We start from the raw sequence: 20078 nt of genomic DNA on the forward strand, positions 1-20078 counted from the left end.
GCCACGTCGCCGGCAGAACGATAGGCCGTCGTCGGCGCAGGTCTCCTGGGACTTACCTGTTGGTATTTTCCGTGAAACTCGCCACGACATTCCGATAGCGCTTGCTACCCGAGATCGTCTCGCCATTGTCCATCCGCAGGACGAAGTCCCCTGCCGGACGATGCTCGACTGCAACGACCCGCGCCAGATTCACCAGCCTCGCCCGATGCACGCGGACAAGCCCGAACGGCCTGAGCCGATCCTCCTCCCGCGCGAGCGTGCCGCGGATCAGGCGACGTCCTATGGGGAGGACAAATTCGACATAGTTGCCCGCAGACGTCACGGCCACGATATCGCGAGGGTCGACCCGAAAGCTCGTGGCGCCGTCCCGCAGCCACACACTGGGATTGGCGGCTTCGACGGACGGTCCGGCCAACGGCAGTGCGAGCGCGGCAGCCGGCGGCACTGATGTTGCGGGCATCGGTGTTACGGGCAACGCCAACACCGTGCGGTCCATCAGCCAGATTACCACGGCCACCATCAGCGACGAGACAACGTCCTTCTGGAGTTCATGCGGAAACGCCGTTGCCCAGTGAAAGGAATAGCCGTCCCCCAGCAGCAGCTTGCGCAACCCGACCATTGTGACGAGATGCGCGACCGCGTAAAGCAGCATCGCCGCCACCGCCCATGTGACGTCCGTCACTCGGCTGCGACCAACACGCAATTGGGTGATACCGCTTCGCAGCAGCGGCAGAAACAGGATCCAGGCAATGGCACTCGTCAGCTCGAGCAGCACGGGCATGCGCAATGGCGCGAATCCCGCGGAGGGTTTGAATTCGCTCACCGAGGAGAAGACGTTGACCACGCCGCTCGCGACGATCAGCAGCGCCACCCAACCGTAGGCGAGCATCGAGCCGCGCTTCGCCCCGCCCGGTCGGATCGCCGTCACATCGCTGCGATTTTCGTCCCCGAAATCCGCTTGCTCATCCCAACCCCGCTCGACGCACCGATCGATGCCGCGTTCAATGGAATTCTCTGGCTGCGTCGTGGACATGTCGGGATGGAGTAAATGCTGCAACTCGTCAGGTCACCTGCCCCGGCGGTCAGGTCCGGGACCCAATTGCGATCCGTCACGCAATCGGGTCCTTATCACAGGCGGGCGTGCGGCGTCCCGCAGGACAGGATGGCGCGCCGTGCGGACGGGCGTGAAATCCGCCATGCTCACGGACAGGTGACCCGCCGATGAATCGTCGCGAACTCTTGATCGGCGGTGTGCTGACGCCGATGGCGCACTGGATCGTACCGAGGCCGGTCGCCGCCGCGCAGGGCGCGAGCAATTCCTCGGAAATGTTTCGGCGAACGCGTCCCTCGGACCCACAGTGGCCGTCGGCCGCCAGCTGGAACCGGCTGAACGAGCAAACCGACGGCCACCTCATTGCGGTGAAGTCGCCGCTGGCGGCGTGTCAGGACAGTCCCTCAGGTCCGGCGTGCCGCGATGTGTTCAAGGAGCTGAAGAACCCCTACTACATCGGCGACGACCCGGCGCTGACCCAGACCACGGGCTATCTCGATGCATGGGCGTCCCAGCCAAGTGTCTACGCCGTCGCGGCGCGCACGACAGGTGACGTCGTTGCCGCCGTCAATTTCGCACGTGACAACAATCTGCGGCTGGTCGTGAGAGGCGGCGGCCACTCTTATCTCGGCACATCGAGTGCGCCCGACTCGCTGATGATCTGGACCCGCGCGATGCACGACATCACGCTGCACGACAGCTTCGTCCCGCAAGGCTGCCTGGATCCGCCGCAGCCGGCCGTCAGCATCGGCGCCGGCGCGATCTGGATGCATGTCTACAATGAGGTGACGACCCGAGGTGGCCGCTATGTCCAGGGTGGCGGCTGTGGAACCGTCGGCGTAGCGGGACTTGTGCAGGGCGGCGGCTTCGGCAGCTACTCGAAGAACTACGGCACCGCCGCGGCGAGCCTGTTGGAAGCCGAAATCGTCACCGCGGACGGCGTCGTCCGGATCGCAAATACCCGCAGCAACCCGGACCTGTTCTGGGCCTTGCGCGGCGGCGGTGGCGGCACCTTTGGCGTCGTCACCCGCCTGACGTTGCGCACCCATGAACTACCCGACGTCTTCGGCTTCGCCAACATGACGATCAAAGCGGCGTCTCAGGCGTCATTCCGCCGCCTCGTGAGCGCATTCGTGGATCTCTACGCCGACCGCCTGCATAACCGCCATTGGGGCGAGATCGTCAACATCAAGCCGGGCAACGTGCTCGACATCCAGCTTTCGTTCCAGGGCCTCGACAAGCCGCAGGCCGACGAACTGTGGCGGCCCTTCATTCGCTTCGTCACGGAGGCCGAGGGGGAATTCACCTTCACCCGTCCGCCATCGATCCGCACCGGTCCGGCAGCGCACCGTTGGGACGCCGCCTACATCCGACAGCGCGTTCCGCAGGCGATCCTCTCCGACGACCGTCCGGGCGCACCGGCGGAGAACGTGTTCTGGGCCGCCAATCTGAGCGAAGCCGGGCACTTCATCCACGGTTTTGAATCGCTCTGGCTTGGCGCATCGCTGCTGAGCGGCGTGGAGCGTCCGCGGCTTGTCGAAGCCCTGCTGGCGGCCGCCGAGCATGCGACGGTCGAGTTGCACTTCCAGAAAGGGCTGGCCGGCGGATCGGAAGCCGCGATCGCCTCCGCAAGGGAAACCGCCACGAACCCCGCCGTGATCGACGCCTTCGTGCTCGCCATCATCGCGAGCGAGGGCCCGCCCGCCTATTCCGGCCTCAGCGGCCACGAGCCGGATCTGGCCGATGCGCGCAAGAATGCCGCAGGGATCGCGAAGGCGGTCGGCGAACTCGGAAAGGTGGCGCCGGACGGCGGCGCCTATCTTGCGGAAAGCAGCTTCTTCGAACCGAAGTGGCAGCAGGCCTATTGGGGCCCGAACTACAAGCGGCTTCTGGAGATCAAGCAGAAGTACGATCCGGCCGGCCTGTTCTTCGTGCGCCACGGCGTCGGCAGCGACGACTGGAGCGACGACGGATTTACGCGGCTGGCGACGCGTCCATGAGCGTGCCGATATGAACCGTCGACGATTTGCAGGTCGACCGGAAGCCTCGCTCCGGTTCATTTGAACGTCGCGAAGCGAGTTCGCGCGCGAGAGGGGTAAGTGGAGCGCGACGCCGGAGATCGCCGCGCTCGCACCGTCAGGTCAGCTTGCCGGTGTACTTCTCCAGCGCCGCCCAGGCGTCCGCGCCATAGGTCTTCTGCCACTGCGTGTAGAAACCGGCTTTCACCAAGGCTGCCCTGAACTGCACGGGATCGGGCGTGTTGAAGGTCATGCCCTTCTCGGTCAGCTCGGCTTGCAACGAGCGGTCCATCTCGACCAGATCGGCGCGCTCCTTCACCGCCGCCGCGTCGAACGCCGCATTGATCAGCTCGAGCAGATCGGGCGGCAGGGCCGCCATCGCGAGGCGGTTGCCGAGGATCCAGTAGCCGCTCCAGCAATGGTTCGACAGCGCGCAGTATTTCTGCACCTCGTAGAGCTTTCCGGTCGAGACCTGTGCCAGCGGATTCTCCTGCCCTTCGACGATGTGGGTCTGCAGCGCCGAATAGAGTTCACTGTAGGAGATGCTCGACGGCAGCGCGCCAAGTCCTGAGAACAGCGACGTGAGCAATGCCGTCACCGGCACGCGAATCTTGAAACCCTTGAGATCGTCGACGCTGTTGAGCTGCCGGCTCGACGACGAGGTGATCTGGCGGAAGCCGTTGTCCCAGACCTTCTTCAGCGGCACGACGCCGGTCCTGGCGATCGCATCGCGGACGATGCCGCCGACGCCGCCGTCCATCGCCGCCCAGACCTGATCGTAGGACTGGAACGCAAAACCGATGCTGGGCAGCCCCGACAACGGCACCAGCGTCGACAAGGTCATGCTGGGTGCCGCCAATAGTTCGATACCGCCGGCGCGGACCTGCGACAGCATCTCCGGATCACCGCCGAGCTGGCTGTTGGCGAACACCGTGATGTTGACCCGGCCGGATGACTGCGTACCGACCGCCTTGGCCCCTCGGCCAGACGGATTGTTAGCGGATGGGTTTCCGGAGTGTTGACGCCGAGCTTGAAGTCGAACTCTGCCGCGGCAAGAGACGGCTTACCAAACATCGCGGCGGCAACTGCCACGGAGCCGGTTCCCAGCATCCGGCGGCGCGTCATATTCCTTGTTTTCATTATTGTTTTTCTCCCAGGCGCAGTCCGCGCCCATGGCCAGTTTCAGCCCTCTCCCGCTGTGACGCAAGGCACGGTGAAACCAATCGGCCCGTGGCACGAAACCATTTCCGGGAACTCACGAAACGATCCGGAAACAGATGGGGCTTACCAGTAGCTGCCATAGACGGCGCATAGACGCCCGGAGGCGACCATGAACCACTCGATCCATTCAGCCGATCGCGCGACCCACCTCAAGATTGTGGTTGTTGCCCTCGTTGCGGCCATCGGGGTTGCGGCTTTCGGCATTTCGGCGCGGAACAACGCGGAATTCACCCAGACCGCCCAGACCAACCAGGTCATCAAGGCCGGCAAGCCTGTCGCGATCACCTCCTCGGGCACCTCGACGGTCCGCTAAAACGTATTCAGGCTTCGGCAGACAAAGCGGCCGCCTTCGGGCGGCTTTTTTGTTGGGTCTGATCGTCTTGCGCTCCGATCAGGGCGGTGTGACCTTCGCCAGGTTCGGCTACGGCGATTGCAGGACCACCGAGACCGGGGCGCGCGAGATCGCTACCGCTGGTGCTCGACCTCGACGACACCCTGATCAAGGACGACCGTTCGATCTGAGCTTGTTCTCGATCCTGCGCCGCAATCCGCTGCTCGTTGTTGCATACGCGGTCTGGCTGACGCGCCACCGCGCAGCCGCGGCGAAATCTTAACCGCCTCCTAACGCGGTCGTTCGATTGCAATCCGCTCCGCGACCCCAGTTTTAAAAATTGTTCCATTAAGCTCGGCATCAACAGAGGCGCAGGCCCATAATGAATTTGCAGCAGCAAGTAATTTCGACCGGCTTCAAGATCATCTGCACGGATTGCGGCAGCCTGGCGATCAAGGTCGCCGATCCCGCGCATGCGTCTGGCGACACCATCATCGAATGCCGCCGCTGCAACGCCGTGCGCGGCACCGTGGCGGATCTGCACACCCTGGCGCGGCGCGGCCGCGACCTGTTCGAATTCTAACCCCCGGCGCCGCCGATGCTGTCAGACCCGAACGCGACCATGCAGAGCGACATTCCCCTGGACACGGTCTGGTCGATCCTCGAGGCCGCCAACGAACTGGGCGATACCCACACGGTTGACGCTTGCCGCCGTATCATCGACGCGAATTTGCGCGGCGAGGCCCCGGGACAATCCGACCTCAACGCGGTCGCCGCATTCTTTGCCTGATCAGGGCGGCGCGTTCCGCGTTTGTGAATTCAATGCGGCGCCGCGGTGACAGATCGCCCGGCGGAAACATAACAATACAGGCCGAGACGTCGCTTAACCTTGCCTGACTTGATTAGCCCGAGGTCGATCGGCTAGCTGTCGCACAGCTTTCGATTCGGACGGGCCGATGCAATTGACGCGCGACGACCTGACTGTCGGGGTCACAATCCCTGGGTTCCTCGTCCTCAGCACCGCCTCGATGATCGCGTGCGGGCACGCGTTCCCGGCGATGCATGTCTGGCGCTCCGGCATCACGGCCGAGGCCATCCTCGGCACCGCGATCATGGCCGTCTTCATCCCGGCGTTCATCGCGGGCCGCTTCAGCTTCGGTTATCTGGTGAGCTTCTCGCTGCTGTCAGCGGTGTTCGGCTTCGTCTGGCTCAGCTTCTTCAGCGCGTTCGATTATCCGCATGCCATCGCCCGCTGGGCCATGATCGCCGCGCTTGCCGCCGCGATGATCCCCCTGATGTTCCAGAATATGCCGGTTTGGCGGCCCGGCCTGTCCGAAACGGCGATCAAACGCATTGCGCTGCTGCTGCTGGCGTCGTCCTTGGCCGTGCTGGTCGCCGACATCTCGTACGGCGCCAGTCTCGGCAATCCCTATGGTGCAGCCCGCAACGCCGTCACGCGGCCGGCGCTGTTGAATTATCTCACCGGGATCATGATCGGCGCGGTCCTTCCCTATCTGTTCGCGCATTTCGCATCGCGCAGGCAATGGATGCAGGCCGCTTGCGTGTTGCTGTTTGCGCTTTGCTTCTATCCGGTCGTCAACAACAAGACCGTGCTGCTGTTGCCAATCTGGCTGCCGTTTCTGTTCTGGCTGTTCGGCCGGTTCACCCCGCGGCTGGCCACGGTGCTCACATTCCTCATTCCCATGATCATTGGGCTCACGGCGTTCGCCGTGCTCGGCGCCGACAGGGACTACGTCGTGTTCAGCGCCATCAATCTGCGCTTCCTCGCAATCCCGTCGCTCGCCCTTGATCAATATGCCGACTTCTTCGCACACCGCGACCTGACCCGGTTCTGCCAGATCACGATCGTGCGACAGGTGACTGCCTGCCCGTACGGCGAGCTCGGCCCGGCGCTCGGAGCGATCTATCGGGACGGCAATTTCAACGCCTCCTTCCTCGCCACCGAGGGCATCGCGTCGGTCGGTCTCGCGCTCGCGCCGGTTTCGGCACTCGTATGCGGCCTGATCCTGTCGGTGGGGTCGATGGTCTCGCGGCACCTGTCGCCGCGCTTCATCGCGGTGTCCTCAGGCATCGCCGTTCAGGCCATCATGAACGTGCCGCTCACGACAAGCCTGATGTCGAACGGGATCGCGCTGCTGTTCCTGCTGTGGTGGCTGACGCCCGAATGGCGAGCGGAAGCTTCGCAGCATAAGCAACAGTCAACGCGGCCCGTCGATGCGGTCGGTGTCGGGGCCTGAGCGATCGACAGCCGCGACCAAGCAACGCCGATACGACCCTGTGGCCTTACTTCTTTCGGAGAACGATGATGCTCTGATACGGTGAGATCCCGTTCATGCCGACGTCAACGAGATCAAACCGGTCGGTCCAGTGCGTCTCGATGTACCGCTTGCTGATGATCGTCTCGCCGTAGGTCATTTCGCCATCGACCGGATAGCTTTGCGGATAGAAGTAGAATCCCTCCCGCGCCACAGTCTCGGCGATCTTTTGCTGATCCCAGCCGGGCAATTTGGCAATCGGCTCATAGAATGCGTATGCCGGCGGCCGAATGGTCAGAAGAAACAGACCACGATTCTCCAGAGAATCGTGAACCGCGGTCAGGCATGTGTCGCTTGCGGCAGGCGAGAGGTGCGTCCAGATCGATAGCGCGTAAGCGACATCGAATTTCTGGTTGAACGGCAGACGTCTCGGCAGGCTGTCCGACAACACGATGTCGGCGTGCGGGTTGGAGCGCTGCGCGACCTGGATGATGCCCTTGTGCGGATCACACCCATGCAGATTACGGAGCGGCGCATCCTTCATGAAGTACCGGAGCACACTGCCCCAGCCGCAGCCATAGTCCAGCACCTCGCATTCATCGAATGGCTTATCCAGATGACGCCTGAGCTTATCGTGCAACAAGCGATAGGTTTCGATGACGGCGGCACCTAACTCCATCCCGGAACGACCGCTCCAGTTTTTCTGGGTCCCGGCATCAGGCGGATCGGGAATGGCGGCCTTGATGGCCTTGAAGCCATCATATTCCTTCCAGAGCAGCACGTTCCACAGATACGGATCGTCGATCCATTTGAGCGCGTCGTAGACGGACTCTCCCCTGCGACAGGCGGCGTCCGCTCCTTCCAGTTCGTCGTTGTAATATTCGTTCAGCCACGAACTCCAATTCATCGGCACGCCTCCGTGTTAGGTTCGCTTCATCGGCCCTCGCCCACGCTCGCGTCGTTTGAATGTCCTGACTGTCTTCGCTTACTCCGGCAACTTTAAGACCCGTCGAAAGCGTGTGAGTTCCGCAAGGTGGTGGAACCGCTGATGTCGTTTCTGCGCCATGGACGAGCGATCGCCGTTCACCAGGGGTGATAGCGACAGACCTCAACCGCAGAACATGGATCTGTTCCGTCAGCTGCCATCGCGCCGCCGGCGACAAGACGCTGAAGACGAAGACGACGCATGCCATCGCAGAACCCGCGTCGGCAACGTCGACCGCAATGTGGTTACATCGGATGACACACGCGCAGGCGCGGAAACCAGTTGATGACCGTTGTCGAGGGTGACGCCGGCGGCGCGGCGGGGAGGATCGACACGATGGCAAAAATGGTCAATCACAACGATAAGTTGCGCGAGACTTGCAGCCCGGCAAACGTCGGGAGCACCCGCCGTTTCGACCACGGCCAGCGCATCAGGACGGACCTGCCCGAGGCACAAAAACGCATTCCGGCGACCTCCCAAGAGATGCTCTTGGGAACCGACATTTCTGCTAAGTCATTGAAATAAATGGCGCGAGAGACGGGACTCGAACCCGCGGCCTCCGCCGTGACAGGGCGAAAAATGATCAGCGCAATCAACGTTGCGTGACATTCTCGACCTCGAAACTGCGCATGCCGACCGAGGGAAGTGTCACAGCTTCCCGTGCACCAAGGCCGAGATCAGCGTCCAACTCCACATGAAAACTAAAAAGCCCCGGACACCGTTCCAGCGGTGGCCGAGGCTCTTCAGCAACAGGTACGGCCGTAGGAGGGCCGCACGAAATGACGAGAGAAAATATACCGTGCACCGATCGGGTGCGCAAGAGTCGCTCGGCCGTGGCAGCGAGGGATCGCGCCGATGGCTGATCAGAACAAGCGCGACCTGTACACCAAAGAGCGGTTCGAATGGATTGATCAGGTCGTGGCTGATCCTGAATTGCCAGCGTCCGCCACGAAGGTCGCCTACGTCATCGCAACTAGTCTGTGGCGCAATAAGGGCTCCATCACCTTGGTGTCGCCCGAGGTCACGGCCTTAGACAATGTGCGAGAAGCCTGGATCGGCACCCGGGAGATTGCGGAAAAGATTGCGATGTCCCGCTTCACGGTCATGACTGTCGTGAACCAACTCCAAGAGCGCGGGCACCTTGAAGTCGATCGGGGCAAGCAAGGACGCGGTCATTCCAACCACTACCGGTTGGTTAGAAAAGGTGCGCACAGTAGCCTTTTCGATACGGGGAAAGTTAAATTGAAGAAAAGTCAAAAGGTGCATCGGCCAACCTTTTTGGCTGCGAAAAGGTTGGTGCACGCACCTCCAGAGGTGTGCCCACGCACCTGAATCCCTTTGTACCCTCTGAGTGTCCCTCTCGGAACGAGCGCGGCGCGCCTCAAGCGCGCCAGCGTGGCGCTGAGTCTCGTGGAGAGATGTGCCTATGGGAGCAGTGACGGGCCCGCGCGCTTGAGGCGCGCCGGCCGCTCCGGGCGGAGGTGGCCGCCCGTCAGTCAGCGACGTACGGGATCGACGATCGCCTGATCTGCAATCGCATGCAATTGGAGGCGAGTAACGCGTCGATCGCAGCAACCTGGTGGTCTCGGTTTGCAGGTCCAACAATGATTTCCTCGACGCCCAAATTCTGCGGGTGCGAGATCTTGGAGTTGATGACCTTGTCAAAGTGGAAAGTTGTGTAGGGAACAAGCCCAGCGGGCCCGATCCTCGTCTTCAACCTGGGCGGCCAGCTTACGCCGATCCAGATTAGTCGCGTTTCCTGTTCTTCGGCAAAATGGTTGTTCTTGAAGCTCAGCGCGACCTTCAAGGCCTCCGTCCAACAAGATTGTGCTTGTTCCGAGTTCCTGTGCGGAGTCTGCTCCCGAGACTGATTTGAAAGGACCTTAACGAGCGATTCGGCCAAATTGTCCGCAGCGCCGCGTTGCGCGTCGGCGTCATAGAGGACAGGGACGAGGTGAAAGCCTTGCGCGTCTGCATTCTCCTGAAGCCACTGGGCGTTGAATCCAATCGAGAAGCCTCGCCCTCCGTTATAGCCGCGCCATTGCGAGAGCAAGTCCCCCTGAGATGTCAGTGAACCGACGAAGGCATGAGCCCGTTCGCGCTCGTTAGACTGGTGAAAAGAGTCAAGGATGTACCACGCCAACGGCGAGGCGCGATCGATGTCAGCTTCGCGCCTCCTCAAGGCAGCCCAAACGATCTCCCACCCGTAGAGAAACTCCGTCGTATCGTTCAGAAATCGATGGTCGGAAACCCATAGGGATCTTGAGCTGATGATGCCCTGGAGGGCAGCTGCGGAAGTGTAATGATACAGGACCATTGGTTCGTCGATTTGCAACGGTGAGCCAGCCAGCACAAGCATGCGCTCCTGCCGTGGAGCAGAACACATTCGCGAGGGGGCCTTCGCCTTGCTACACGTGGAGCCGCGCGCCCGAAGCGCGCGGGCGTCAATATCGCATTAGCGGGCGGACTTTTTACGCGGCGGGTGTCTACGATCCTCGGCCTCGGACAAGCTCAGCACGCAATCGAGGTGACCAAGCCGACCAGTTCTGCTCTCACCGAAAGTTTCGTATTCAACCAGCACTTCGCCGTCCTCGAACGACTGGGTGCAGATCGGACACATATCTTGCTTGACCATTTGTTGCCCCCTCAAGTTTGAGGCAAGCTACCACGGAAATTTCAGGTTGCATAAGCCGGGTCAAGCTCGGGGTTAGGCGCCCGCCTCCCTGTCGATTTTTTTCGGCAACCATCCCGGTCCGCCGGGACGGCTCATCGAGCCCGTCCCGGCCACCGACCCGCCGACGAAGAGAACCCTGCGTGGGGGCCGCCCGATCAGGGACAAAATGACGGACGGCCCCGCGCCGGCCATCTTTAAAATGCGGGGCGCATCGCGACGGCCAGCGCTCTGCTAGCTACGAGGACGTGAAGTCGAGGTTTCAACGGACCTTGACTCTGACAATGCGATTTGTACATTTATTCTGAGATATCTGTACAAACAGGATGTAAGCTGATGTCAGAGCACGAGAAACGTCAGCGGAAGCCTGCCATCGGTTACACGCGCACAAGCTCGGCCGCGAACATCGGCGAGGACAAGGACAGCGTGGCTCGTCAGCGGAAGGCCATACAGGCCTACGCGAACCGCGCCGGCTATCGCATCGTTGCTTGGCACGATGATCCGGCAGTGGCCGGCGACGACATGATCGACACCCGGCCAGGGTTCGCCGCGGCGCTCGAGCAGATCGCCGGCAACGGCGTGAGGACGATCGTCGTTGAGACCGCCAACCGGTTCGCCCGCGACCTGATTGTGCAGGAGACGGGCTTCCGACGCCTGCAGGCCGACGGCATCACGCTGATCGCGGCCGACAAGCCCGACAGCTTCGTCGACGACACGCCCACTGCCGTCCTCGTGCGACAGATCCTCGGCGCAGTCGCCCAGTTCGACAAGGCGATGACGGTGGCGAAGCTCCGAGGCGCGCGCGAGCGCAAGCGCCGCAGGACCGGCGGCAAGGTCGAAGGCCGCAAGAGGTGGGTCGAGATCAACGCCGAGATGGTCGCCGAAGCCAGACGGCTCCGGGGCAGCTCCCCGAGGCCCGATCGATCCCTACGCGAGATCGCCGCCGAGCTCGAGAAGCTCGGCTACCGCAACGAGCGCGGCGCGGAGTTCTCGGCTTCGTCGATCAGGTCCATGCTGGCGTGACGCACCGGCACCGATTGAACGCACCAGCGCCTGCCACTGCGCGATCTAGCACACGCTGACATCATCCCTTCTCGATCAGAAGACCTCCCGTTGCGCCTGCCGGGCCTCGCCAGTGGCCTTCTCGATCGCTGAGGCCAGATCCATCTCCCCTATCGCACGCAGCTCCTGGGCCAACTTGACGGCGCCGCCGACGTCAATCGCGGTGAGCGGGTTGCCCGGGCCGTTGATCGCAACTCGCCACAGGCCATCGTCCGGCCTTACGGACCGGACCGCGAGCGCTGGATGGTCGATGATACCTCGGCTCGCGAGGACAGACGCGCGCGTATCATCGGGATTGGGGGTGACGATAACGTCCTCAGGCCCGAGAACGATCGTGTTGAGCCTATTGCCGTATTCACCGAGCTCGAACTTGACGCTTGCGGCGCGATAGAAGCTGTCGCTGCATCGCTGGAACAGGATCACCATCTCGCGGGTGCTTTGCGCGCCTAAGTCGCCGAAGATGCCACGTTGCGCAAAGCATTCGATGTTGTTGCCGTCCGGCTTTTGCAAGACGAAGCGGACACCGTCGATGTCGACGTCCGGCCTTGTGTTCGGAATTGGTTGCAGCAAGACCTTGCCTGGAGCGGGGAGCAGCCCGGCGAGCCGCGTCCTCATGTGCTCGATCTCGCTACTGCGGGTTGAGAGAAGCTGAAGCACATCGTTCCAGACGCCGAGGGGCACGGGAGCTGTGCCGGCGATCCAACGGCGGAGCGTGCGATCCGCAATGCCCGTTTCAGCGGCGAGCCCGCTCTGCCAGTTGTTGCCGAACAGAAGGATGGCGATCTTGATGAGAAGCTGAACCATGGTCTTTGGGCCTCCTTTGCCCATCCGCGGCGGGGCTCATCCCCTTCCGCATTCGAAATCAGCGGGACTGTTCCCGCCTGTAGGTATCAACGTGGGTGGCCACTGCCACCTCGTCAAGGAACTCAGCGCCGGAAAGCGCTGGGAAAGTGCCTGGAAACTGCACCGAAGCGGTGCTGATCACGAACTTGTGATGATCTCGAATGAGCCCGCCGCCCCAAAGGGTTGGCCGGTGCAAAGCACCTTAAAATCAATCAGTTAACGCAAATTAACCTTGAACGAACCGCGCAAATCACCGCCTACACACGCGCAGGCGCGGCCACCATTGCGTCCTGACCTCCGACATCACCGATCTGGCTATGCCGTCCCCCCCTGCCCGGATGCCGGCGGCTTCTGCACGCCTCTTCCCCTCGCCAATGAAGGAAACAACCATGCTCGCACCGCCGTCCGCGGGGCGCGCGCTGATGCGCGCCAACGCCAGCAAAGACGAAGCTGCTCGCCGCTCTCTCGAGAAGGAACTGCGCGACCCCGCCACGCTCCAAGGGGTTGCTGTCGAGCTTCTTGCCGCCGCGCTGGTGCGCTCGCGCGCCCTGCGAGCTGAGCGTCGAGACGATTGCCAGGAGCGTCAGGCCGCCCTCGCCGCCTTGCAGGTCGTTCGCACGTTGGTGGTGAAGCCGTGAGGCCCCCAGACCGTGCCCCGATCGCCACTGGTTCGTCGACCGATCGTCAGCCGATCGTCCCGGCTTTGTCGCGCGTTCGCTCGCGGACGACGAACAGCCCGGCCGACCGCTTAGGTCGCACCGCGCAGGCCCGGCGCGTCAAGGATCTGTACGCCGGCTATCTCGATGCGCTCGGCAACCCTGCCGACGTCCCGACGCTGGCGCTGGTCCTGGCTGCCGCCGAGGCCGTCGCGATCGCCGAAGTCGCACGCGCCGCGTATCTCGATGGCAAAGGCGACCTCAATGCGGTCGTGCGAGCCGAGAACACCGCGAACCGGAGCCTCAAGCGCATCGGCCTCGCCAAGCCCTCCGCTACCGCCAAGCCCAAGAAGACTTTCGCCGAGAGGATGGCCGACGCTGATGCAGCCCGGCGGGCGGCCGAGGCCGCCGCCGAGCCGTCGAGTACCCTAACTGGAGCCCCGCCGTGATCAGCGCGCTGACGTTCTTTCAATCTCTGAACTGGATCGACGGCACGCCGCTCACGATCGAGCCCTATCGGCAAGACATCTTCCGCAAGGCGCTGGATAGCTACAAGCCCGATGGCAAGCCGACCTATAACTTCGTGCTGGCAGGCCGCGGCAAGAAGAACAGCAAGTCGCTCGACCTGATCCTGGCCGGTCTCTTCATCCTCATCTGCAGGGAGGACCCCCGGGGCTCCGACGCGCTGATCGTCGCCAACGACAGCGACCAAGCCGGCCAGGACCTCGACCTCGCGAAGAAGCTGATCGCGGCGAACCCCGAGTTGGCGGACGAGCTGACGGTCCTATCGGAGGAGATCCGCCGCAAGGATGGCCGCGGCATCATGCGGATCATTCCCGCGCAGAACGTCGTCGGCCAGCACGGCAAGAGCGCCGCCTTCGTCGGCTATGACGAAATCCACGGCCTTCGCAGCCATGAGCTGTTCGAGGCGCTTGCGCCCGACCCCAACCGCTACTGCCTAGTCTGGGTCACGTCTTACGACACCATTCATGACGAAGAAGGCGTGCCGATGCACGACTTCAAGAAGATCGGCCGCGAGGGGGCCGACCCGGGGATGCTCTTCTCCTGGTATTCCGGCGATTACTGCACGGACCCCGCCTTCGCCGATCTTGCGCCCGAGGAGCGTGCCAACCCCTCGATGTCCTCCTGGCCCGAAGGCCGCGATTACCTCGCTCGCCAGCGCCGTCGCCTGCCCTCCGCGCAATTCCGCCGGTTGCATCTCAACCTGCCCGGCGCGCCGAAGGGCGTATTCTTCGATCAAAACATTGTCGAGAGCGCGATCGTCGCCGGCCGCAGCCAGATCGAGCCCGTCGACGGTGTCGACTACCTCGCCTTCGTCGATATGTCGGGCGGCAGCTCGGACGACGCGACGCTGGGCATCGCGCACTGGGACGGCACCAAGGCCATCCTAGATGTGATCATCAATCAGAACGAGCCGGTTCCGTTCAACCCTCGCAAGGCGGTCGCGCGCTTCGCCGCGACTTGCAAGAGGTATCGGTGCCGTGAGGTCCACGGTGACAGCTATGCCGGTGAGACGTTCCGAATGGACTTTTCTGACCACGGCATCGACTACCGCGTCTGCAAAAATAGTCGGACTGACCATTACGAAAATCTTGAGGTCGCGCTCAACGCGGGACAGGTCGAGCTGCTCGACCCGCCGAAACTTCGTCGCGAGCTGCTAACGATCGTTCGCCGCGGCGCCTCGCTCGATCACATGCCGGGCCAGCACGACGACTGGGCCAACTCGGCCGCCGGCGCGCTGACGCTCGTTAATCCGGACATCGGCGCCGGCGAGCCCGGCATTTTGACCTTCTATGCGCGTCAGGTCGAGGCGCTCGCCAACGGCGATGCAAAGGCGCCGGAGAAGGAGCGCCTGGTCGCCGCCGAGGTGATGGTACGCGTCCCGATTGAAACCTCGATCGTCACCGGCGCTGTTAGCGGTCGGTCGTATTTCGTCGAGCGTGATGGCGATCAGCTCGTTTGCTGGATGGATCAAGAGGACGCGTGGAAGCTCACGTCAGCGACAAACCCGCTGTTCGCGAACGCCAACATCGGTCTGCACGAACAGATATCCGAGGAGCGCAAGCGTCTCGGCAACCAATCCGGCCCGGGCATTCGCGTGCAGGATTTGTTGGACTACACCCGCCCGGTGCTCGCCGGTGACAAGCTCGGCATCACTCGCCAGACTTTCGAGATGATGAGGCGCGCCCGATGAACATCGCCGCTTGGAGAGAAGGCACCCTGTACATGAAATATCGATCGTCCCTGGCCATAGATGCCGACCTCGCCGCGCTGCGGCTGGAGTATGAGCAGAATTGCCAGCGCCTGGATCGCATCGACGTGATCGAGAAGCGATTGCTGGCTGACAACAGCTTGACGCTCGGTATCGACAGCTCCGAAGAGCGCGAGGCTCGGCAGACGGTCAGTGGGCTGTTGGCCAAACGCGGCAAAGCTGGCGCTTCGCTTTTTCAACTGTTCGATCATGCCGCACGGTCGATGGCCCTCCGTAAGAAGTTTGATGCCGAAGCGGCATCACTCGCCGCCGAGAAGCGCCGCTCGCGCCGCTACACTGACGCGTGGTCCGACATGCCGCCGATCCCTTGGAGAAATTAATGGACGAGATCGAGAAGCTGACCACGCCGCGCGGCGAAGGCCGCGCGATGCATTCACTCGCTGGCGGTTTTCCGATGAGCGACAATCGAACGGGCGCCGATTGGTTCGGCCCCGGTGCGCCGATGATGCCGGTCGCTCCGTCCGAGGTCGCCGGCCGTGTCCTCGACTACCAGACCGGCTACAACCTTGCGACCCAGCCTCGGGACGGCGACGACAACGCGATCCCGTTCGCGATGTTGCGCGCCCTCGCCGACAGCTATGACCCGTTGCGACTGATCATCGACCGCCGCATCGACCAGATGGCTCGGCTGAACTGGGTCATCCGTGTCAGGCATGATGGCGTCGGCAAGCGCCCCAAGACAGCGGCGCTGCCGCCCGCCACGCGCGAGCGCATCAGCGAGATCACGCGCTTCTTCAAGCAGCCCGCCCGCGATCTGAATTGGCGTAGCTGGCTCCGGGCAGTATTGGAAGATCACTATGTGATCGATGCGCCGAGCCTATATTGCTCACGGCATCCGGACGGTGAACTGCGCTTCCTGCAGCCGGTCGACGGCGCACTCGTCAAGCGTGTCATCGATCCCTGGGGCCTAACCCCTGCCCCCATCCCCTACGTCGGCGGCTCCTTCACATGGGGCAACATCCAGATCACGCCTAACAACCTCGCGGCACACGGATTTAGGTATGATCGTGCTCGCGGCTGGCTGCTGCCGCCCGCCTATCAAATGAACTTCCACGGGGTTCCGGCGATCGCGCTCACGCAGCGCGACCTTGTGTACGCGCCCGCGCGCGTCCGTACAAACCGGATTTACGGCACCTCGCAGGTGGAGGTAATCGCCCAGACCATCAACATCGCGATGCGCCGTGTCACCTCTCAACTCGAGCACTTTCGCGAGGGCAATATCCCTGAAGCTCTCTTCGCGTTGCCTGAGTCGTGGACACCCGATCAGGTTGGGCGCTTCCAGCAATACTGGGACGATCTCTTCTCCGGCAATCTCGGCAATCGCCGCCGGATGAAGTTCATCGGCGGCGGCGACAAAGATAGCTACATCCCGTTGAAGGAACCGCCCCTGAAGAACGAGTTTGATGAGTGGCTCGTCCGCATCATCTGCTTCGCGTTCTCGTACCCACCGGCCGCCTTCGTGTCTCTTCAAAACAAGTCGATCGCCGAGCAGCACGACCGCACCTCCGAGGAAGAGGGCCTGCAGTCCACCGCCACCTGGCTGTCGGACGTCATCAACAAGGTGATCGATGATGAGCTCGATTCGTCAGGCGAGATCGAGTTCGCATGGGTCGAAGAGGATGAGATCGATCAGAGCAGGCAATCTGAGATCCTCAACGCCTATGCAACCAACGGTGTTCTCACGTTGAACGAAGTCCGCGAACGGCTCGGTGAAGAACCCTCCCCGGACCCTGCCGCCAACCAACTCATGGTTAAGACCGCAACCGGCTATGTGCCGATTGGCGGAAGCAATGGAGAACCAAAAGATGTGGATCGATGACGAGCGCCGATGGCGCGCGGCTGAACGCGCGAACGCGTATCAGCCCACGCTTCAGAAGCTGGAGCGCGGAACAGTAGACGTCACCTTAAAGCCGGACGAGGCACGAGAGGTTCTGAAGTGGCTGGGAGGCAGCGCTGCCGAGAACGCCACGAACGCGCAGGTGGCCGAAGCGATCGCAACTCGCGGCAGCATTCTCGCCCTGCAGGCACGACACAACAACGGAGTTCGGCCATGATCATCAACGTACCCGCGAGCGTTGGGATGTCACACTACTATCCCAGCGGTCGCCCGGTCATTCAGTCAAAGATGCTCGACGGTCGGCTCGTTATCGACCTGCTGCCAGGGGATTTCACCTCATTGCTTACCGGCCAGCATGGTGCCGCTTGGGCCGCGGCCAACAGCGGCGCCGGCGGCGCGATGGAGGAACTCGGTCGGTTTAACATGCAGCCTCGATCATTTTAGGTTCGCGCGTTGTTTCGCCATGGCGCGCGAATTGCGGCTGACGAAGAGTTACTCCGGCTTTTGTGTCGCCGCTCGGCGCCTGGCGCGGTCCATCCAACCGCGCCGGGCGCCCACCATCTCCGAACATTAAGCCCGCCGTGCGGCGCGGGGAGCGCTGCGCTTGTCATGTATGTCTCAATGTCTGCCCATAGCCAAAGCGGACATCGCTTCTGCAGACGCTCATATCCGCTTTTGACCCATTGCGGACGACAGGTGGGTCCCTGTAGCGTTGCTTTGATCAACATCAGCATATGAGGCGTCTTCATGGACAGGCGTTGTATACTTGGCCTTTTTGCGACCACGTTGATCTCGGTCCCCGCTATTCCAAATGCCGCCATAGCGCAGGGGAAATCACTCAAGGATCAACTGGTAGGAACATGGATCTACGTGTCCAGCACAGGCAAGCGCGACGATGGCAGCGCGGTGGATCGTCCGCCCGCCCAGGGCGCGCTGACCTACACGGCCGATGGACGCTTCCATTTCATCACGGTGCGCACCGCAGTCCCGAAGTATGCGTCGAACGACCCTTCACATCCGTCTCCTGAGGAAGCCATGGCCGTTGCGTCGGGCGTAGTTGCCTACACCGGGACTTACATGTTGGACGAAGGCACGAAGACGGCGCACCTCAACATCGAGACGAGTTCGGTTCCAAATCTGGTCGGAGCACCTGATCAACGTCGGATCGTCACTTCGATCACCGACGAAGAGTTGAAAATCACAAATCCGCGGACACCGGCCGGCGTCACGCTTGAGTTGGTGTTCAAGCGCGCGAAGTGACGGCTCGTCTTCCGAGCTGAGCACAAAGCTCGATGCTCATGGCCCTTAGCGGACAACCGGGCGACGCGACATCGGCGCGCTACTGACGAGGCAAGTTATTTCGACTATCTTTTAGTGCCGAATACTAAGGCGGCACGACAGAACCCACGAGGGCACCTCAATGACCACGGTTAGAAGCGCACTAGCGCAGAAGAGTGGCACCCTGATCCATGTACGTTCCGCCGACATGGTCATCGAGGCCTTGCGACGGATGCGCGACAGTCGGGTCCGGTCGGTGCTGGTCATCGACGACGACATGCTGATCGGCATCGTGACCCAGGGTGACTGCGCCATCAAAGTGCTACTGCCCGGGCTCGATGCAAAGCAGACGCCGGTGGGTCAGGTGATGACGGGCAGCCCGGTGACGATCAAACCGGATGATCAGCTGGACGCTTGCATGGCTATGATGGCTGCGCGTGGTTTTCGCCACCTGCCAGTGCTGGACGCGGGCAAGGTCGTGGGCGTGATCTCGATAGGAGATGTCGTCAAGAACATCATCCGGGATTTGGAGCACAACGTGGACGACCTGATGGGTTACATCATGAAGGACAGCCCCGGGGGCTGACAGACGAACGCGGTGCCGTCACCCCCGCGCATGTCTGGTTGTGGCCCCAAGCAGACCTGAGGCCGGCGCGGATAGACGTCAGCTTTTGACCCGAAGCGGACCTTAAGTTCTGCCCTGGTTTGGACTAACCGCAGGCCATTGAAACGCTGCAAGCGCATCTTCAGCGAGTTGAAGACATCGTCGTGAAAACATGCGCTCCGTCCAGACGGAACGCAGAGCGGTTTCGGCTGCTTCGCGGGTTGCCGCTGGATAGCGCGTCAGCAATTCCGTCACGAGCTCCTCAAATTGTGCGCCCTTTGGCTCTTTCGGCAAGGAGCCGAACGACAACGGATACTCGGGGTTACGATCCACATCGTAGTGGGCTTCGTATCGTGGGTCGTCACTCATCACACTGGAAACGACGCCGACCTCGAATGAAACTTCTCGTCTCCAGCCATACCCCAATACGCGCCACCAGTATTCCAAGACTTCAAGTTCTACGACTGTTGTCGATAGCCCGGCCTGACAGCAACCGACGTTAGGGGGATCACCATAATGCAGACCCCTATGGCAGATAGCAGTTGCCACATCGGGATCGTCTTTGAAGTAGGGCTGTGAAATCGCCAATCGGAACTGACGCCCGCAGCATTGACATGCGGCGAGAACCAGCGCCGCCTCACGCGCATAAAAATTCGCAACCGCGTCCGGTTTGAAAGGCCCATAGCGCGGAACTGCGAACTCATCAAACCATGATGGTTCTTCCTTAATTCGGCTGCGTATGTCGGCATAGTCTGTATGCACTGGAGCCTCAAGAGCGTTTGCGGACGCGCCTAGGATAGCAGAGCTTCGCGGCCTTAGGTTGATGAGGTCCGCTCCAATGAAGAGCTTGCAGGCGATTTCAGTTACTAAGTGATGAACCAAGGGGCGCGACGGCTGAGGTCAGCTTTTGGCCCTTAGCTGCCCTTGGTCTACGATGTCATGATGTCCGCTT

General features: G+C 62.0%; 24 protein-coding genes. 18 read left to right on the forward strand and 6 right to left on the reverse strand.

The features are described from left to right. Positions 1 to 52: 52 nt before the first annotated feature. Positions 53 to 1033 carry a LytTR family DNA-binding domain-containing protein gene (locus AAFG13_RS06005; protein ID WP_342711425.1) on the reverse strand — a complete coding sequence of 327 codons (981 nt, stop codon included), beginning with the start codon at positions 1031 to 1033 and terminating at the stop codon, positions 53 to 55. Between the two features lie 188 nt (positions 1034 to 1221). Between AAFG13_RS06005 and AAFG13_RS06010 the strand changes: the two genes are divergently transcribed. Beyond that, positions 1222 to 3051 (forward strand): FAD-binding protein, encoded by a 1830-nt coding sequence (locus AAFG13_RS06010; protein ID WP_342711426.1) that lies wholly within the window; start codon positions 1222 to 1224, stop codon positions 3049 to 3051. Between the two features lie 136 nt (positions 3052 to 3187). Here the strand turns inward: AAFG13_RS06010 and AAFG13_RS06015 are convergent, their stop codons facing one another. Continuing rightward, positions 3188 to 4000 carry a TRAP transporter substrate-binding protein gene (locus AAFG13_RS06015; RefSeq protein WP_342711427.1) on the reverse strand — a complete coding sequence of 271 codons (813 nt, stop codon included), beginning with the start codon at positions 3998 to 4000 and terminating at the stop codon, positions 3188 to 3190. A 399-nt stretch (positions 4001 to 4399) separates the two neighbouring features. Here AAFG13_RS06015 and AAFG13_RS06020 point away from each other — a divergent pair, with 399 nt between their 5' ends. From AAFG13_RS06020 to AAFG13_RS06040, 5 genes are all read left to right on the forward strand, one after another. Then, entirely contained in the window at positions 4400 to 4603 is a 204-nt protein-coding gene (locus tag AAFG13_RS06020; protein ID WP_212314874.1) for a hypothetical protein, read from the forward strand. A gap of 52 nt (positions 4604 to 4655) precedes the next feature. Then, the gene (locus AAFG13_RS06025; protein WP_212315514.1) at positions 4656 to 4904 is read left to right on the forward strand and encodes a hypothetical protein; all 249 of its coding nucleotides are present in this window, start codon (positions 4656 to 4658) and stop codon (positions 4902 to 4904) included. A gap of 99 nt (positions 4905 to 5003) precedes the next feature. Continuing rightward, positions 5004 to 5204, forward strand: coding sequence for a hypothetical protein (locus AAFG13_RS06030; RefSeq protein ID WP_050405629.1), 201 nt, complete (start codon positions 5004 to 5006; stop codon positions 5202 to 5204). 39 nt (positions 5205 to 5243) lie between these two features. Further along, complete coding sequence (locus tag AAFG13_RS06035) at positions 5244 to 5411, forward strand: hypothetical protein (protein WP_244549469.1); 168 nt, start codon at positions 5244 to 5246, stop codon at positions 5409 to 5411. 166 nt (positions 5412 to 5577) lie between these two features. Then, the gene (locus AAFG13_RS06040; RefSeq protein WP_342711428.1) at positions 5578 to 6879 is read left to right on the forward strand and encodes a hypothetical protein; all 1302 of its coding nucleotides are present in this window, start codon (positions 5578 to 5580) and stop codon (positions 6877 to 6879) included. Between the two features lie 46 nt (positions 6880 to 6925). Here AAFG13_RS06040 and AAFG13_RS06045 read toward each other — a convergent pair whose 3' ends face one another. Then, a complete protein-coding gene (locus tag AAFG13_RS06045) occupies positions 6926 to 7804 on the reverse strand; it encodes a methyltransferase domain-containing protein (protein ID WP_342713557.1) in 879 nt (292 codons plus the stop codon). A 363-nt stretch (positions 7805 to 8167) separates the two neighbouring features. On the opposite strand from AAFG13_RS06045, the gene AAFG13_RS06050 reads away from it, so the two are divergent. Next, positions 8168 to 8407 carry a hypothetical protein gene (locus tag AAFG13_RS06050; RefSeq protein ID WP_342711429.1) on the forward strand — a complete coding sequence of 80 codons (240 nt, stop codon included), beginning with the start codon at positions 8168 to 8170 and terminating at the stop codon, positions 8405 to 8407. Between the two features lie 330 nt (positions 8408 to 8737). Further along, positions 8738 to 9214, forward strand: coding sequence for a hypothetical protein (locus tag AAFG13_RS06055; protein ID WP_342711430.1), 477 nt, complete (start codon positions 8738 to 8740; stop codon positions 9212 to 9214). A gap of 160 nt (positions 9215 to 9374) precedes the next feature. On the opposite strand, the gene AAFG13_RS06060 is transcribed toward AAFG13_RS06055, so the two are convergent. Next, positions 9375 to 10241 carry a DUF2971 domain-containing protein gene (locus AAFG13_RS06060; protein ID WP_342711431.1) on the reverse strand — a complete coding sequence of 289 codons (867 nt, stop codon included), beginning with the start codon at positions 10239 to 10241 and terminating at the stop codon, positions 9375 to 9377. A gap of 648 nt (positions 10242 to 10889) precedes the next feature. On the opposite strand from AAFG13_RS06060, the gene AAFG13_RS06065 reads away from it, so the two are divergent. Further along, on the forward strand, positions 10890 to 11576 hold the full coding sequence (locus AAFG13_RS06065) for a recombinase family protein (RefSeq protein WP_342711432.1): 687 nt from the start codon (positions 10890 to 10892) through the stop codon (positions 11574 to 11576). Positions 11577 to 11651: 75 nt separating this feature from the next. Here the strand turns inward: AAFG13_RS06065 and AAFG13_RS06070 are convergent, their stop codons facing one another. Then, positions 11652 to 12419 (reverse strand): hypothetical protein, encoded by a 768-nt coding sequence (locus tag AAFG13_RS06070; protein WP_342711433.1) that lies wholly within the window; start codon positions 12417 to 12419, stop codon positions 11652 to 11654. 428 nt (positions 12420 to 12847) lie between these two features. Between AAFG13_RS06070 and AAFG13_RS06075 the strand changes: the two genes are divergently transcribed. The 9 genes from AAFG13_RS06075 to AAFG13_RS06115 all read left to right on the forward strand — a co-directional run bounded on the left by AAFG13_RS06075 (position 12848) and on the right by AAFG13_RS06115 (position 19108). Continuing rightward, on the forward strand, positions 12848 to 13096 hold the full coding sequence (locus AAFG13_RS06075; RefSeq protein WP_342711434.1) for a hypothetical protein: 249 nt from the start codon (positions 12848 to 12850) through the stop codon (positions 13094 to 13096). Beyond that, positions 13093 to 13563, forward strand: a complete 471-nt coding sequence (locus AAFG13_RS06080; protein WP_342711436.1) for a hypothetical protein — start codon at positions 13093 to 13095, stop codon at positions 13561 to 13563. The genes AAFG13_RS06075 and AAFG13_RS06080 overlap by 4 nt, the downstream gene beginning before the upstream one ends. After that, entirely contained in the window at positions 13560 to 15329 is a 1770-nt protein-coding gene (locus AAFG13_RS06085) for a hypothetical protein (protein WP_342711437.1), read from the forward strand. The genes AAFG13_RS06080 and AAFG13_RS06085 overlap by 4 nt, the downstream gene beginning before the upstream one ends. Continuing rightward, a complete protein-coding gene (locus AAFG13_RS06090; RefSeq protein ID WP_342711438.1) occupies positions 15326 to 15727 on the forward strand; it encodes a hypothetical protein in 402 nt (133 codons plus the stop codon). The genes AAFG13_RS06085 and AAFG13_RS06090 overlap by 4 nt, the downstream gene beginning before the upstream one ends. After that, on the forward strand, positions 15727 to 17226 hold the full coding sequence (locus tag AAFG13_RS06095; protein WP_342711439.1) for a phage portal protein: 1500 nt from the start codon (positions 15727 to 15729) through the stop codon (positions 17224 to 17226). The genes AAFG13_RS06090 and AAFG13_RS06095 overlap by 1 nt, the downstream gene beginning before the upstream one ends. Next, entirely contained in the window at positions 17213 to 17461 is a 249-nt protein-coding gene (locus AAFG13_RS06100; RefSeq protein WP_342711440.1) for a hypothetical protein, read from the forward strand. Before AAFG13_RS06095 ends, AAFG13_RS06100 begins: the two co-directional genes overlap by 14 nt. Beyond that, positions 17458 to 17688 carry a hypothetical protein gene (locus AAFG13_RS06105; protein ID WP_342711441.1) on the forward strand — a complete coding sequence of 77 codons (231 nt, stop codon included), beginning with the start codon at positions 17458 to 17460 and terminating at the stop codon, positions 17686 to 17688. The genes AAFG13_RS06100 and AAFG13_RS06105 overlap by 4 nt, the downstream gene beginning before the upstream one ends. A gap of 303 nt (positions 17689 to 17991) precedes the next feature. Further along, positions 17992 to 18504, forward strand: coding sequence for a lipocalin-like domain-containing protein (locus AAFG13_RS06110; protein WP_342711442.1), 513 nt, complete (start codon positions 17992 to 17994; stop codon positions 18502 to 18504). Positions 18505 to 18664: 160 nt separating this feature from the next. Further along, positions 18665 to 19108, forward strand: a complete 444-nt coding sequence (locus AAFG13_RS06115) for a CBS domain-containing protein (RefSeq protein ID WP_342711443.1) — start codon at positions 18665 to 18667, stop codon at positions 19106 to 19108. Between the two features lie 102 nt (positions 19109 to 19210). On the opposite strand, the gene AAFG13_RS06120 is transcribed toward AAFG13_RS06115, so the two are convergent. Further along, entirely contained in the window at positions 19211 to 19888 is a 678-nt protein-coding gene (locus tag AAFG13_RS06120) for a hypothetical protein (RefSeq protein ID WP_342711444.1), read from the reverse strand. Positions 19889 to 20078: the final 190 nt, after the last annotated feature.

The sequence above is a fragment of the Bradyrhizobium sp. B124 genome, assembly GCF_038967635.1.
Lineage (GTDB): Bacteria > Pseudomonadota > Alphaproteobacteria > Rhizobiales > Xanthobacteraceae > Bradyrhizobium.

Excerpts from the sequence above, each read along its gene's own strand:
- AAFG13_RS06075 (WP_342711434.1), top strand. The coding sequence starts at position 12,848 with ATGCTCGCACCGCCGTCCGCGGGGCGCGCGCTGATGCGCGCCAACGCC.
- AAFG13_RS06110 (WP_342711442.1), top strand. The coding sequence starts at position 17,992 with ATGGACAGGCGTTGTATACTTGGCCTTTTTGCGACCACGTTGATCTCG.
- AAFG13_RS06030 (WP_050405629.1), top strand. The coding sequence starts at position 5,004 with ATGAATTTGCAGCAGCAAGTAATTTCGACCGGCTTCAAGATCATCTGC.
- AAFG13_RS06095 (WP_342711439.1), top strand. The coding sequence starts at position 15,727 with ATGGACGAGATCGAGAAGCTGACCACGCCGCGCGGCGAAGGCCGCGCG.
- AAFG13_RS06045 (WP_342713557.1), bottom strand. The coding sequence starts at position 7,804 with ATGAATTGGAGTTCGTGGCTGAACGAATATTACAACGACGAACTGGAA.
- AAFG13_RS06060 (WP_342711431.1), bottom strand. The coding sequence starts at position 10,241 with ATGCTTGTGCTGGCTGGCTCACCGTTGCAAATCGACGAACCAATGGTC.
- AAFG13_RS06010 (WP_342711426.1), top strand. The coding sequence starts at position 1,222 with ATGAATCGTCGCGAACTCTTGATCGGCGGTGTGCTGACGCCGATGGCG.
- AAFG13_RS06035 (WP_244549469.1), top strand. The coding sequence starts at position 5,244 with ATGCAGAGCGACATTCCCCTGGACACGGTCTGGTCGATCCTCGAGGCC.
- AAFG13_RS06115 (WP_342711443.1), top strand. The coding sequence starts at position 18,665 with ATGACCACGGTTAGAAGCGCACTAGCGCAGAAGAGTGGCACCCTGATC.
- AAFG13_RS06105 (WP_342711441.1), top strand. The coding sequence starts at position 17,458 with ATGATCATCAACGTACCCGCGAGCGTTGGGATGTCACACTACTATCCC.
- AAFG13_RS06065 (WP_342711432.1), top strand. The coding sequence starts at position 10,890 with ATGTCAGAGCACGAGAAACGTCAGCGGAAGCCTGCCATCGGTTACACG.
- AAFG13_RS06020 (WP_212314874.1), top strand. The coding sequence starts at position 4,400 with ATGAACCACTCGATCCATTCAGCCGATCGCGCGACCCACCTCAAGATT.
- AAFG13_RS06100 (WP_342711440.1), top strand. The coding sequence starts at position 17,213 with ATGTGGATCGATGACGAGCGCCGATGGCGCGCGGCTGAACGCGCGAAC.
- AAFG13_RS06050 (WP_342711429.1), top strand. The coding sequence starts at position 8,168 with ATGACCGTTGTCGAGGGTGACGCCGGCGGCGCGGCGGGGAGGATCGAC.
- AAFG13_RS06040 (WP_342711428.1), top strand. The coding sequence starts at position 5,578 with ATGCAATTGACGCGCGACGACCTGACTGTCGGGGTCACAATCCCTGGG.
- AAFG13_RS06055 (WP_342711430.1), top strand. The coding sequence starts at position 8,738 with ATGGCTGATCAGAACAAGCGCGACCTGTACACCAAAGAGCGGTTCGAA.
- AAFG13_RS06070 (WP_342711433.1), bottom strand. The coding sequence starts at position 12,419 with ATGGTTCAGCTTCTCATCAAGATCGCCATCCTTCTGTTCGGCAACAAC.
- AAFG13_RS06005 (WP_342711425.1), bottom strand. The coding sequence starts at position 1,033 with ATGTCCACGACGCAGCCAGAGAATTCCATTGAACGCGGCATCGATCGG.
- AAFG13_RS06090 (WP_342711438.1), top strand. The coding sequence starts at position 15,326 with ATGAACATCGCCGCTTGGAGAGAAGGCACCCTGTACATGAAATATCGA.